The sequence below is a fragment of the Bacteroides sp. 3_2_5 genome (assembly GCF_000159855.2).
Classification (GTDB): Bacteria; Bacteroidota; Bacteroidia; order Bacteroidales; family Bacteroidaceae; genus Bacteroides; species Bacteroides fragilis.
This window is the reverse complement of record NZ_JH636044.1, coordinates 2,711,381-2,725,769: the sequence shown is the minus strand read 5'-3', so window position 1 is coordinate 2,725,769 and position 14,389 is coordinate 2,711,381. Positions and strand designations below refer to the sequence as shown.

At 42.1% G+C, this 14,389-nt stretch carries 10 protein-coding genes; 4 read left to right on the top strand and 6 right to left on the bottom strand.

The features are described from left to right. Positions 1–22: 22 nt before the first annotated feature. The 5 genes from BSHG_RS07000 to BSHG_RS07020 all read right to left on the bottom strand — a co-directional run bounded on the left by BSHG_RS07000 (position 23) and on the right by BSHG_RS07020 (position 5,976). Entirely contained in the window at positions 23–1,183 is a 1,161-nt protein-coding gene (locus tag BSHG_RS07000) for a phosphatidylinositol-4-phosphate 5-kinase (RefSeq protein ID WP_008660188.1), read from the bottom strand. Positions 1,184–1,233: 50 nt separating this feature from the next. Then, the gene (locus tag BSHG_RS07005) at positions 1,234–2,520 is read right to left on the bottom strand and encodes a M16 family metallopeptidase (protein ID WP_005787583.1); all 1,287 of its coding nucleotides are present in this window, start codon (positions 2,518–2,520) and stop codon (positions 1,234–1,236) included. 62 nt (positions 2,521–2,582) lie between these two features. Beyond that, a complete protein-coding gene (locus BSHG_RS07010; RefSeq protein WP_005787582.1) occupies positions 2,583–2,951 on the bottom strand; it encodes a 2-amino-4-hydroxy-6-hydroxymethyldihydropteridine diphosphokinase in 369 nt (122 codons plus the stop codon). A gap of 13 nt (positions 2,952–2,964) precedes the next feature. Continuing rightward, entirely contained in the window at positions 2,965–5,298 is a 2,334-nt protein-coding gene (locus tag BSHG_RS07015) for a transglycosylase domain-containing protein (RefSeq protein ID WP_008660187.1), read from the bottom strand. A 210-nt stretch (positions 5,299–5,508) separates the two neighbouring features. Further along, entirely contained in the window at positions 5,509–5,976 is a 468-nt protein-coding gene (locus BSHG_RS07020) for an HU family DNA-binding protein (RefSeq protein WP_005787578.1), read from the bottom strand. Between the two features lie 856 nt (positions 5,977–6,832). On the opposite strand from BSHG_RS07020, the gene kdsB reads away from it, so the two are divergent. From kdsB to BSHG_RS07030, 3 genes are read left to right on the top strand one after another with little or no spacing between them, the layout of a single operon-like run. Continuing rightward, positions 6,833–7,663, top strand: a complete 831-nt coding sequence (gene kdsB / locus BSHG_RS07025; protein ID WP_005787574.1) for a 3-deoxy-manno-octulosonate cytidylyltransferase — start codon at positions 6,833–6,835, stop codon at positions 7,661–7,663. Beyond that, positions 7,660–8,961, top strand: coding sequence for a histidine phosphatase family protein (locus BSHG_RS20915; RefSeq protein ID WP_008660186.1), 1,302 nt, complete (start codon positions 7,660–7,662; stop codon positions 8,959–8,961). The genes kdsB and BSHG_RS20915 overlap by 4 nt, the downstream gene beginning before the upstream one ends. Then, on the top strand, positions 8,933–10,204 hold the full coding sequence (locus tag BSHG_RS07030; protein ID WP_008660185.1) for a WD40/YVTN/BNR-like repeat-containing protein: 1,272 nt from the start codon (positions 8,933–8,935) through the stop codon (positions 10,202–10,204). The genes BSHG_RS20915 and BSHG_RS07030 overlap by 29 nt, the downstream gene beginning before the upstream one ends. An 87-nt stretch (positions 10,205–10,291) precedes the next feature. Here the strand turns inward: BSHG_RS07030 and BSHG_RS07035 are convergent, their stop codons facing one another. Next, a complete protein-coding gene (locus tag BSHG_RS07035; RefSeq protein ID WP_005817665.1) occupies positions 10,292–10,780 on the bottom strand; it encodes a PepSY-like domain-containing protein in 489 nt (162 codons plus the stop codon). A 336-nt stretch (positions 10,781–11,116) separates the two neighbouring features. Between BSHG_RS07035 and BSHG_RS07040 the strand changes: the two genes are divergently transcribed. Next, positions 11,117–14,386 (top strand): SusC/RagA family TonB-linked outer membrane protein, encoded by a 3,270-nt coding sequence (locus BSHG_RS07040; RefSeq protein ID WP_008660184.1) that lies wholly within the window; start codon positions 11,117–11,119, stop codon positions 14,384–14,386. Positions 14,387–14,389: the final 3 nt, after the last annotated feature.

Here is a 14,389-nt window from a genome sequence, read left to right as displayed (position 1 = left end):
TATTTATTAATTTTTATTTTAATTATTCCAGCCGTCCGAATTTATAGGTGCCTTTACGAATCACTTTTCCGTTTTTATCTGTTTCTACAAACGGGCCATTCTTTTTACCTTGTTTGAAAAAGCCCTCATAGCGATTCCCGTTTTTATCTTCCTCCACACCATTACCTTCCTGCATTCCATTTACAAAACCACCTTTATATTTGGTTCCGTTCGTCAAAGTAAGAGTGCCTTTGCCGTTTGGCTGGTTATTCTTCCATTCTCCTTCGTACACGTCTCCATTACTCCATTTGTAAATCCCGTGTCCGTTACGTTTATTATCTTTCCATTCACCTTCATATACAGCACCGTTAGCCCAAGTAAATGTACCTTCACCGTCCTGCATACCGTCTTTAAAGTTTCCTACATATTTATCTCCATTGGCATGATAATAGATACCCGGACCAGTTCGTTCTCCTTGTAGATATGAACCTTCATAGCGGTCACCCCCTAAAAAGAAAATACCTTTTCCGTGTTGTAGATCATCTTTCCAGTCTCCTACGTATTTTTCACCGTTGGTATATTCAAAGGTCCCTTTGCCCTCACGAACGTCATTCTTCCAGTCGCCATCATATTTACACCCATCGTTCCATACCAATACGCCTTTGCCATCTTTCTTATCATTTTTCCAGTCACCGACGTATTTGGAACCGTCTCTCCAGGTATAGGTACCTTTACCTTCACGTTTATCGTTCACCCAATCCCCCACATAGATATCTCCATTGTGGTAATACATCGTACCCGGACCATGCTGATAATCCTGAAACCACATACCGTCGTAACGGTTATTATTCATAAAATAGTAGATTCCGTTACCATGCTGCTGGTCTTGATACCATTGTCCTTCATATCGTTCGCCATCCGGAAAGGTGTAAACTCCGAATCCTTCTCTTTTACCTTTCACGTATTCCCCTTCGTAAACGTCACCATTCTTAAAAACGGTTTTTCCTTTACCATTTGGCTTACGCCCTTTCATTTCTCCGGTATATACGGAACCATCTTTAAACGTGTAATTTCCTATCTTGATTTCTGTTGAGAAGGTGTCCCGCACTTTGCCGAAGAATCCACCTTTATTTTGTGCGACAGCATTCCCTTGCGAAAGAGCCGCTAAAATGAGTGCTGTATAGATGTATCTTGTTGTTTTCATTTGGCAAATATACAATTTATACACTAAAGCTACTTTCTTTTGACAGATTTTTATGTTAACTTTTTACCTGCAATGACCTCTTTTAAACTCTCTTTACACAAATAGCGGCCTGCCAACTCCCGTATTTCTTCCGGGGTAACCTCTTTCACAGCTTGTAGTGAACGGGCAAAATAATCATCGTCCAGACCTGATGTCAGAATAAACATCCAGGCATCTGCCAGTGAGAAAGGCGACTCATAATTACGGCACATTTCTCCAAGCATATAGTTGCGCACCATGGCCAGTTCTTCCGGAGTTACTTTGTCATTCTGCAACTTATCAATCTCTTTGTAGACTTCCTGTATCAGAGGTTCTACATATTCATTAGCTGTTTCTGTACTGATACCCAGCAAACCGCTGCCCGGATAAAACATGATTCCGGCTGAAATCCCATACGTGTATCCTTTCTCTTCCCGGATATTAGACATCAGTCTGCTTCCAAAATATCCTCCGAACAGAGTGATCAGTACCCGGAGTTTCAGATAGTCCGGATGTGTCCTCATAATAGTAGTTGTACCCAGCTTTACTGCACTCTGCATCGCATCTTCTCTCTCTATGAAAAGACGTTTCTCGGGTATGCTAACAAATGGAAAATCTTTCTTGACCGCCACTTGCTGATGATTTCCAAAATGTGTCGTACCGAAAGCGGCTTCTATACGGTGGGTAATCTCGTCCGTCACTTTACCGGAAAGGTAAACATAGCAATTTCCCGAATGATAATATGCATCATAAAACTCGCGTAATAAAGCCGGAGTGATATGATGATAGTCCATTTCTTCCACATAGCGTCCACACGGATGCTCCTCTCCGTAAAGTGCTCTCAATAAACTTCTATGTGCCAGAAAATCTACTTTTGATGCATTTACCTGATATTGCTGAATATTGGCATCTATTACCGTACCCAGTTCTTTTTCCGGGAAGAGAGGTTCTTTTATGATCGATTCGAGTACATCGAGCGTTTCGGCAAAATACTTATTTAACGAATACAGTGTGATATATGCATATTCCGCCGAACTGGACAATTCAAGCCATGCTCCATAATAATCCAACTTTTCGGCTATCTCTGCCGCTGTATATTTTCGGGATCCTTCACGTAACATGCGATTGGCAAATAATGCCTGCAGTTTTTGTGATTGTTGCCATCGTCCGCCTCCAAACAAAATATCGACACGTACCACATCCTGTTCACCTGCGTTGATAATTGTCAACGGCACTCCATTCGGCATGACAGTACGCACCGGAGGAAGAATATTAAATTGGACCAGTTCCTGGATTTCGGGTTGTAGTGTCCGGTTCATAATAAACTATTTTTCTGTAAAAAACTCATATATTCTTATATTTAGTTGTGAGCCCGAGAGGACTACTTCAATTCTTCAAGTCCTTTGCGAACATATTCTCTTTGCAGATCTTCCGGCCTCAAGATCCGGTCATCAAAAACAAGCAGATCAATATCCAGGCATACCTTTTCTTTCTTTTTATCTTCCTGCTCCCTGCCGGCCTCTCTTTCGATTGTTTTCAACTCCTTCACTACCCGTTCAGCATCTGCATCGGTATAGAAACGGGCCATTTGGTTGGAGAATAGTGCCGGGTTACGAAAGAATAACGGCCTTGTCTCCTGCTCACCCGTAAAACGGATAGAGGGGAACAGAGCCGTCAGTCTCCTGCGAGCCAGAAGGAGATTCTCCTTCCGGTTATAATTGCTTCCTATACAAATCAGACAGGAGTGCATCGCTCACATTACATTAATTAAACAAATCGTCCAACCCTGATTCCGGTTCATCTATAATGCTATCTCCCGAAATACTGAAGTCTTTGCACGGGTCAAATCCGTCAGGCAATTTAAAAGTCTCTTTCGGATCATATCCCAATGTCTGGTCGGCATACACCTTATGCATATATTTTGTCCAGATAGGCAATGCCAGAGAAGCCCCCTGACCATAAGTCATTGTATCGAAATGGATATCACGTTCTTCACCGCCTACCCAGCATCCGGATACCAGTGAAGGGGTGAATCCCATGAACCATCCGTCCGAGTTGCGGTTAGTCGTTCCGGTCTTACCACCCATATCGGCAGTTATTCCATACCTGCGGACACGTCCTCCTGTACCTTCATTGATTACGGCACGCAACATTACCAACATCTTATAAGCACTCGATGCACTGATCACCTCTTCCATCTGTGGCGAGAAGGTAGCCAATACATTGCCTTCGCTATCCTCTATTTTAGTCACAAACAATGGAGCCACCCGGATTCCCTTATTGGCAAATGCCGTATATGCACTTACCATCTCTCCCACCGAAATCTCACACGGACCGAGGCAGAGAGAGACTGTAGGTTGAATTTCTTTATTGCGTACGCCGAAAGAGTGAATCAAACGTGCCAAAGCATACGGATTCAGTTTACTCATCAAGTATGCCGAAATCCAGTTATTTGAGTTTGCAAGTCCCCATTTCAAAGTCACCATTTCACCATAATGTCCTTTTGAAGTGTTTTTGGGTGACCAAGGTTTTCCATTTTCATCAATTAGAGTGATTTCTACATTACGTGTCTCGTCACAAGGTGAGAATCCGTTTTCCATAGCCAATGCATACAGATACGGTTTAATGGTAGATCCCACTTGACGACGTCCCACCATTGCCATGTCATATTGAAAATAAGTGTAGTTCGGACCACCTACATATGCCTTTACTTGCCCGTTTATGGGGTCCATCGACATAAATCCTGCACGCAGGAAGTGCTTATAATATCGGATAGAGTCCATTGGGGACATTATAGTGTCTTTCACACCATGCCAAGTGAACACCGACATAGATTCCGGCTTATTGAATGCTTTTTTGATTTCCGCTTCCGAAATGCCGGCTTCCTTCATCGTTTGATAACGGGAAGTCTGTTTCACAGCCCTGTCCAGGATGCGGTCAATTTCCTCTTGAGTCAGCTGATTACTGTATGGTGCCTTTTTGCGTCCTTTCTTCTCTTTGAAAAACAAAGGTTGCAAGTACTCCCCAACATGTTCTTCCACTGCTTCCTCGGCATAGCGCTGCATGTGTGAGTTGATAGTTGTATAAATTTTCAGTCCATCCGTATAAATGTTATAGTTTGAACCGTCCTTTTTCTTATTCTTCTCACACCAACCATACAATGGATTCATTTCCCAGTCGATCGAATCTTCATAAAACTTCTGCATTTGCCAGCCACGATAATTGCTGCGGACCGGTTTAGGAGCAGTCATCACACCACGTAGATATTCGCGGAAATAAGTTGCCAATCCTTCTTTGTGATCCACCCGGTGATATACCAATTCCAACGGCAGATTCTGCAACGAATCACACTCTTCCGCTGTGATATATCCGGCCTTTCTCATTTGATCTAGCACTGTATTCCGTCGTCCGCGCGAACGCTCGTTGAAGCGCACCGGATTGTAAAGCGAAGGGTTTTTACACATACCGATCAGCGTAGCAGCCTGTTCTATTTTCAGATCTTTGGGTTCGCATCCGAAATAGGTATATGAAGCCGTTTTAATTCCTACTGCATTATTCAGGAAGTCAAATTTATTGAGATACATACTCAAAATTTCTTCCTTTGTATAATAACGTTCCAGTTTTACGGCAATCACCCACTCTATCGGCTTCTGAAACAGGCGCTGCAACGTATTTCTGGCAACTTCGTCCGTAAACAATTGCTTGGCGAGCTGTTGTGAAAGCGTACTGCCTCCACCTGCATTTTTCTGCATCAGCAATCCACGCTTTACCACAGCACGTATCAGCGCTTTGGCGTCGATACCCGAATGTTCGGTAAAGCGAACGTCCTCCGTGGCGATCAACGCATTGACAATGTTAGGTGAAAGTTCATTATAAGAGGTGTATACACGATTTTCCTTACTAAGCGACCACGTACCCAAAACCTTGCCATCCTCCGAAAGAATTTCGGTGGCAAATTTGTAATTCGGGTTTTCCAGTTCTTCTACAGGAGGCATATATCCAATCCATCCGTAAGCGATAGAGGCAAACACTGCAATTCCTGCCAGCACCATCAGTGCAAAGAAAACCCAAAGGCCTTTTACTATCTTTTTAATCATTTTATTCCGTAGTTTTATTCGAAGTTGCAAAGATAATCATTCCCGTCCATCTGACAAGCGTTCTTTTCCATGTTTGCACACAAAAAAGTCTAAGCGAAGCAAAAAAGGCTTCCGGTCGTTCCCGTTTATTGAGGAACCAACCGGAAGCCATACACTCATGCCCTTTATCCGTCCGTTGGCTGCGGCGCCACAGCCAGCCTATCGATTGATTTAGGCTGTGGGGTCATCCACGATATCTCCGTTTCCTCCATCGGCCGCCCCTTTCAGATAATCATCCAGACTGATCAGGTCCAGCTTCTCACCTGCACGGGTAGCTGTTTTAGTAATTTTCAGTTCTTTATTAGCCTGAAAATAGATACGCACACTATCCACGCTTTTAGCAGTGATGTCCTCTTGTTTTTCGGAGCCTTTCGATTTGGCAGCCAACATAAATACACCCAATCCCTCGATATTTACCGCTTTGCCTTCCAGCAACTGCTCTTTCAGTTTCTCTACAAAATTCTGAATCGTACTCTTAATATCACCTACCGAAAGTGACGAACGGTCCTGAATCTTTTGTGCAATAAACTTTAAGTCAACCGACCTTCCCAGTGTGATAAGTTGCGGATAATACCTTTTGGGAGAATTCTCAACGCGCGGATCTGACGGGCGCTTTACTGTTTTAAAAATTACACTCATACTACGTTTCTTTTTTTAAGATTTAAATTTCATTTTTTTACTCTCGTTTTGTTGATCAACAATGCAAATGTCCGCTTTTACGCAGAGACTGCCAAACAAAAAGGGCCTTCCGGAGCATGTTTTTCCAGAAAAATCATAAATGACTGATCATGAGGAATATACAGAATGTGTGTTTCGAAACACTCCTGTTTCCCACAAACTGATACAAACTAGACAAACATCTTGCTACGGGAAAGTTCTGTAAAGGGAGCACAAGATCTATTCCTATGATCTTAATATTTGTATGGTATGTGAGCTTAACTATATATCTTGTATGGGTGTAGCTATCCGGAGCAAAGGGTGTAACCCTAATGACCGGATAGCTATACCTAAGTAATGGTAGGGCTACACCCCTCTCGGATACAAGCTTTCGGAAGAGTCATTAAGAGTAGAACGTAGTATCCGGGAAGATACATTATTATATTAAAGAAATAAGTTCTTATCTGAAGTCATAGAGATTCTGCCGGGTCTGTTCAAAATCGTTTTGCCGGAATCAGTGCCACAAGGCCTGTCCTCTATTTCTAAAAGAATCCACAATTCAGCCTATCGATCCTCCATGCCGGAAATTTGGCTTCCAACCAACAGATGTGTTTAAATATAGGACGAAAAGAATGTTTTTGCTCACGTTCTTTGTCATCTGAAAGATTTTCCATAACTTGCAACTTTTATCGGTTAAGCTTGTACGATGTCCCATTATGTTAATCTTTCAATAGCATTGAGCTATCATACTTAATGCATAGAAAAAGAGGGAATATTGTCAACTGATAAACACTTTTGTTAAATCAAAATAGTTTTTAATATCATAAACAATTATAGTATGAAGAAAAATAAGATTTTAATTATTATACCTTCAAGGTTTGCGTCAACCCGTTTGCCGGAGAAGCCCTTAGTGAAAATAGCAGGAAAAGAAATGGTTTTGCGCGTTGCAGAGATTGCCAACTATGTTTGTAATAAGGTAGAAGGATGCAATTACATCGTCGCAACAGACCACGAAAAAATCGTTAATTTCTGCAAGGAGAATAATATAGCTGTAATGATGACTTCCGAGAACTGCAAAAGTGGAACAGAAAGATGCTGGGATGTCACAACCAAAATTGCTGAGAAACCGGATTTTATAGTCAATCTGCAAGGAGACAATCCGTTATGCCCACCCTGGTTTATAGAACAGTTGATTGAAGCTTGGAAAAATGATAAGGAAGGACAGGTCTTCACTCCCAGCCTTCATTTATCTTGGGAAGAGTATGACCGGATGAAAGAATCAAAGAAAATCACACCATATAGCGGGACAACGGTTGAAGTCGATAAATTTGGATACGCGCTTGCATTCAGTAAAGCTATGATTCCCGTGATAAGAAATGAAGAAAAGGTCAGAAAAATTCTTGATAAATCTCCTGTCAGACGTCATATCGGACTTTATTCGTATACTTACGACGCGCTCAAAAAATATTTTGAAGTAGAAGCTTCTCCTTATGAGCTTCCTGAAGGATTAGAGCAAATGAGATTTTTACATAACAGGATACCTGTAAAAATGATAGATGTAGACTATAGAAACCGTAAATCCATGTCCGGAGTTGATTCACCGGAAGATATCGAAAGAGCTGAAAAAATAATCGCCGAATTTGGAGAATTCAATCTTTCACCGGAATGAAAATGGAAGATATAGCGATCAGCATAACCGGTTATTCTTACAGTAATATAAAAGAGACGATACCTGACGGAGTTGATAAGGAGGAAATTGCTGCCGTGTACGAGGAAATCATTGATGAATATTTGCAAAAAGGAATTCCCCGGGAAATACCAGCTTTAATAAATGTCAGCGGAGTTCCGGGGGCAGGCAAATCGACTTTTTGCAAAAAACTGCTTGCTATGCCTGAAAATTCAAGTGCAATCTATATTGGATTTGATGCAATCATGGAAAACGAGCGTTTACCCTATATTAGAGAAGAGGTCAACCATGCGGAAGAAGCATTCAAAAGATGGGAGCTTTCTGCAAGGATCGCCGGTTATGAATTACTTAAGAGAGCTATAGAAAATAAGTATTTGATTATATTCGATCATTCGTCTGCGCTCTCCCAACACATTGATTTATTTAATCTGTTATTGTCTGAGGGATACGAAGTTCACTTTAATTTTATTTTTATCCCGGAAGAAGAAGCCAGGAGGCGAGCGAAAAACAGGAAACGTTATATACCTCCATATTATATTGAGGAAAGAAGCAAAACCCTTCAATATTTATTGCCTGAATATAAACGAATTTGTACCACTTTTAAACAAATAGAACCAATGAGAACCAGACTTATCATAGCCCGTCACGGGAATACGTTTCGCCCGGAAGAAACTCCGACAAGAGTCGGAGCAAAAACCGATCTACCATTAGTCGAAGAATTTAAGGGAAGAAGTATCGGAAGATATTTAAAAGAACATGATATAATCCCTGACGTAATCTATGCGGCTCCACTTTTGCGTACCATGCAGACAGCCCGGTTAGCTGTTCAGACCATCGGTCTGGATTCAGATATTTCTTCATTAAACGCTTTTGTCGAGATCGACTATGGTGTTGACGAAAATAAAACGGAAGAAGAAGTGAGGTTACGTTTAGGAAATGGAAATATCGAAAAAGGGAAAAAAATAATTGAAGATTGGGATAAAAATGCAGTTGTACCTGATGGATGGAAAGTAGATCCGGACCAAATCATTCATACTTGGCTGGATTTCGCAGAGAAGACTGTGATACCTCATCAGACAACTTTACTTGTCACTTCTAATGGAATTATACGCTTTGCTCCCTATTTGACGGGAGATTTTGAGAAGTTCGCCCAAGAGCATAAAATAAAAGTGGCTCCGGGAGGACTTTGTATTTTTGATAAAAACGATGGTGATTCATTCTGGACTTGCTCTGCCTGGAATGTCAAGCCTTATGAACTATATGCAGATAGTCGCTACTGAAAATACGATTTACACCTCTCCTGACGCATCAAAGATTTTTTGTTATACGCCTTCCATTCTTGTCACACCAACGGGACGTTTAATAGTTTCTTTCGATTTAGGAGGAGAAGGTGTAAAAAGTATAGAGGGCCATAAGTCATCCAGAGCTGGTGGAAGCAGATTTGGACAAGGGAAAATATTCATTTCTGATGATAATGGACAGAAATGGACTTTCGTTCAAAATTTCCCGTTTTGGCATGCACGTCTGTTCACAATAGGTAACAGCATCTACCTGATCGGTCATGCCGGGGATATTTGTATAATGAAATCGGAAGATAATGGTGAAAGCTGGTCTGACACTTATTTCCTTACCCACGGAGAAAAGTGGCATTCTTCAGCCTGCAATGTCCTTTTTTCCAATGGGAATGTATATTTAGCCATGGAGCAACGTTGCCGATTGAACGAAGTGACAGGATGGGACGTAGCCGGATTATCCCCTACGCTGTTTCGGGCTTGTGTTGAGGACAATCTTTGCCTTGCATCTTCATGGAGCAGATCTGAAAAATTTATTTATAAGGAAGTGTTTGATGGAGCCAAATTGGATTTTTTCGGCATTCCGTTTTATGATTGTGAAACCAATAAGCCCAAGGAAATAGCGACAGGTATCAACAATGCTCCCCTAGGCTGGCTTGAAGCAAATGTAGTTAAATTTGTAGATAAAGACCATATTTGGCATACTGATTTGAAAGAAGTTTTTCATCTTTTTCTAAGAGCCCATACAGGAGGTGTCAATTATGCACACCTCTTTAAAATAGAAATACAAGACGACCAAAGTATGATTCCCTCATTGGAGCACACCCCTTCCGGACAAAAGATTTCATATATCCCATTTCCCGGCGGACATCTAAAATTCTTTATCATATATGATGAACTGACAAGATTTTATTGGTTAGTGTCCAATCAGGCCACAGACTCTATGAGACGTGTCAGCTCTTTATCAAATATAAAGAGATATGGATTACCTAATAATGAACGACACCGGTTACAACTTCATTTTTCAAGGAATTGCGTAGACTGGTGTTTTGCCGGAATGGTGGCTTGCTCTACAAATGAATTATATTCAAGAAATTATCCTTCAGCGGTAATCAAAGGAGATGATTTGCATATTGTCTGCCGATCAGCCGATGAACATGCACTCAACCCTCAATATAATAACATGATAACTCATCATATCGTGAGTAACTTTCGTCAGCTTATATATTGATTCATGACTGATTAACCGATATTGTTACAGATCATATCTAAAAATCGACAGAGGCATAATACCCGACATCATCTCCACAAACTTTACCTAAAACAATCCCGGGTAAATCTCTCCTCCGGTATCGCTCACGTTAAGGGTCTGCAACAGTTTGCCGTCCGGAGCATAAAACAACTGAAACTCAGAGTCTGTATTATACTCTTCCACTTCTATCACAATTACCGCCGGCTGCTTAGGGAAAGTGATGATTCTTACATCTTCCAGCTGCATAGATGCCATCGTACTTTGCATAAAGGCCTTTGCCACAGCGGCAGGAACAGCCTCCAGAGTTTCGACATCTACCTCCGTCATCAACCATTTGCCCTTATCACTAAACCAGACGTTTAATTCCCGTCCGTCCACCCTGATATCGGCAATGTGATAGTCTCCCTTTCGTTGCCAATCAACTGTAGTAACTTTGGGATACATTTTCTGAAAGGTCTCCTGTACTTTATCGGGAGGTGGAAAGCCGGCTGCAAAAACAGAGACGGAAATCAGCAACAGCAATCCTGTCAACAAATTAAATTTAAGCTTTTTCATAATGAGGTTCTTTTTAATTTCAAGTTTGATAAGTAACAATAAGAGGAGTATTTTGTTTGTGGAATAATTCCACAAACATGTGGCAAATTCCACATGCTTATCCCCAAATTATACTTCATTAGCGGCTCATACGATTCTTTCACAGCTGGCATAATCTTTGTCTATTTCATCCATTAGTTTCTTTTCAGAGAAACCCAATAATTGTATCACCTAAAAGAAAAATTATGAAAAAGTAGAAGAAGTAAGAACTAACTAGACTCCGATTCGGAAGCAAGAATGGAGTAGTAAAAGAAGTAGAAAACTGAAAAACATGTTTAACTCAAACCTATTTTATTTATGACGAAAAAAAGTAACCTATCCTTAAGGTTTACAAGAGTATGGGAAAAACACTGCCTGAAAACAGCAGCCGCAACTTTATTACTGTGCTGCGTGCTGCCCGTACAAGCAAAAGCCGATACTTACAAAACACAAGAGACTGCAAGTATACAACAGCAAACAGTGAAGACCACCGGTGTTATCATCGACAACACGGGTGAGCCTCTTATTGGAGTTTCCGTAAAAGTGCAGGGCACCAATACCGGAACCATCACTGACCTGGATGGAAAATTCTCAATTGACACTCGCCCAAAAGCTCTCCTTGAGTTTTCATTTATCGGTTATAAAACCATTACCATGGAAGTGACCGGAAAGGAACTCCATATCACTATGCAGGAAGATTCAAAACAATTGGACGAAGTGGTAGTAGTGGGTTACGGCTCACAAAAGAAAGTAAACGTTACTGGTTCTGTAAGCATGGTCAATGCAGACGTCTTGGAATCACGTCCCGTACAAAATGTGTCACAAGCATTACAAGGGGTTATTCCCGGACTAAATATGTCTGTAGGAAGTAGCGGTGGCACGTTGGATGGCAAACTAAACGTGAATATCCGTGGAGCGGGTACGATAAGTGACGGATCGAGCAGCAGTCCGCTGGTATTGATCGACGGAATCGAAGGAGACATGAACACTGTTAACCCAAACGATATTGAATCGGTATCTGTACTGAAGGACGCAGCCTCTTCATCAATCTATGGTGCACGTGCGGCATTCGGAGTCATCCTGATTACTACGAAGAGTGGCAAGAGTGGTAAAACCCGTGTAAACTATTCGGGTAATGTGCGTTTCTCAGATGCTATTCAGTTGCCCGATATGGTGGATTCTTACACTTTTGCACAATACTTTAACCGGGCTTCGACCAATGGTGGAGAATCTCCTACCTTTGATGAAAAAGCATTGCAAAATATCCTGGACTTCCAAAACGGAAAATTTACTGACCCTTCTACTCCCGAATATTATGGAGTGGAGGCCGGACCGGACGGCAAATGGAAAAGCTATGCAGGATCTTTTGCCAATACAGACTGGTTCAAAGAGTTCTATAAGAGCTGGACGCCTTCTACGGAACACAACCTGAGTATCAGTGGAGGAACTGAGAAACTGACCTATATGATCAGTGGCAGCTTCCTGAATCAGAACGGCCTTATCAGGCATGGCGAAGATAACTTCAACCGCTATACGATGAACGCCAAAATTTCGGCAAAACCTGCGGAATGGGTCACATTGAACTATACAAGCAAATGGACCCGTGAGGATTATGACCGTCCCACCTACATGACAGGTGCGTTTTTTCATAACATTGCCCGTCGCTGGCCCACTTGCGCTCCAATGGATCCAAACGGCCATTATATGCCCAACATGGAAATCATCCAATTGGAAGAGGGAGGCGTACAAACCAGTCAAAGAAATTGGTATACCAATCAGCTGCAAGCCATCTTCGAGCCCGTTAAAGACTGGCGAATCGTAGTAGAAGGAAGCATGCGTACGTATACGCGAAAACAACACTGGGCTGTATTACCGATCTATGGATATGACGTAAACAATAAACCTTATTTATTGTCATGGAACGGTGGAGCAGCAGGGTATTCGGAGGTTCAGGACGAACGTGAAGATGAAGATTATTTCTCCGGAAACATTTATAGTGACTATGCAAAAACAATCGGTAATCATTATTTTAAAGTGATGGGCGGTTTCAATGCCGAACTCTTCCGGCCAAGCGGAATGACCGGGTTTGGAACCGACCTGATCAGCTCGAATGTCCCTTCTTTAGGATTGACACAGGACAATCAGAAAGCAAATGCATGGGCACGTGAAAGAGCAATTGCCGGTTTCTTCGGACGTGTGAACTACAACTATAAAGAACGGTATATGTTAGAAGCCAATCTGCGTTATGACGGTTCTTCACGGTTTGTTGGCGATAAGCGCTGGGGGTTGTTTCCGTCATTCTCCGCCGGATGGAATATTGCACGCGAAGACTTCTTCCGTCCATTGGCCGGTGTTATCGGCACTTTGAAGTTAAGAGGTTCTTGGGGGCAGCTTGGTAACAACAACACGGATAAGGCCAATGCCTGGTATCCGTTTTACCAGAATATGATTACGGGATCTGCCAATTCGGGATGGTTGATCGACAGTAAAAAGCAGAACACTGCCCAACTTCCGGGTATCGTCAATTCACTGATGACCTGGGAAACCATTGAATCATGGGACATTGGTTTGGATTTCGGTTTACTCGATAACCGTCTGACAGGATCAGTCGGCTATTATAACCGTTATACATACGATATGATCGGTCCGGCTCCTATATTACCTCCCGTGTTAGGGGCCCTACCTCCCCAAGTGAACAACTGTGATATGAAGTCATACGGTTGGGAGTTGGAACTTTCATGGAGAGATCGCATCAGTGAATTTGATTATAGTGCACGATTTGTTTTATCTGACGGGAAGCGTAAAATATTGAGATATCCGAATCCTACGAACTCACTCTCTTCGGATGTATACTATAATGGACAAATATTGGGTGACATCTGGGGATACAAAACGATCGGTATTGCACAAACCCAGGAAGAAATGAATGCACACTTGGCCAATGGAGGTACCCCAAACTGGGGGACGAACTGGGGAGCCGGTGACGTTATGTATGCCAATCTTGATGGAAAAGAAGGTGTCAACAATGGTTCGAATACTTTGGAAGATCATGGTGACCTGACAATAATCGGTAACAACACCCCAAGATATAATTTCGGTTTGACGTTGACCGGGGCATGGAAAGGATTCGACTTTTCGGTGTTCCTGCAAGGGGTAATGAAAAGGGATTATTGGTTGGACGGGCCATACTTCTGGGGGGCCAATGGAGGATTGTGGCAATCGACTGCATTCAAAGAACATATGGATTATTGGCGTCCTGAAGGCGATCCACTCGGTGCAAACACCAATGCTTATTATCCCAAACCCTATTTTAATACGGATAAAAACCAGAAAGTACAAAGCGGATATCTTCAGAATGCTGCATATTGCCGCCTGAAGAATGCTCAGATAGGTTATACTCTGCCTAAAACATGGACTCGAAAAGCGGCAATGGAATCGGTGCGTGTTTATGTGTCCGGAGACAATCTGGTTACCTTTTCGGGAATCAGCGGAGTATTTGATCCGGAATTATTGGGTAGCGACTGGGGAGACGGTAAGCTCTATCCCTTGCAAAGAACGATTTCTATCGGCTTAAATGTTAACTTCTAATTT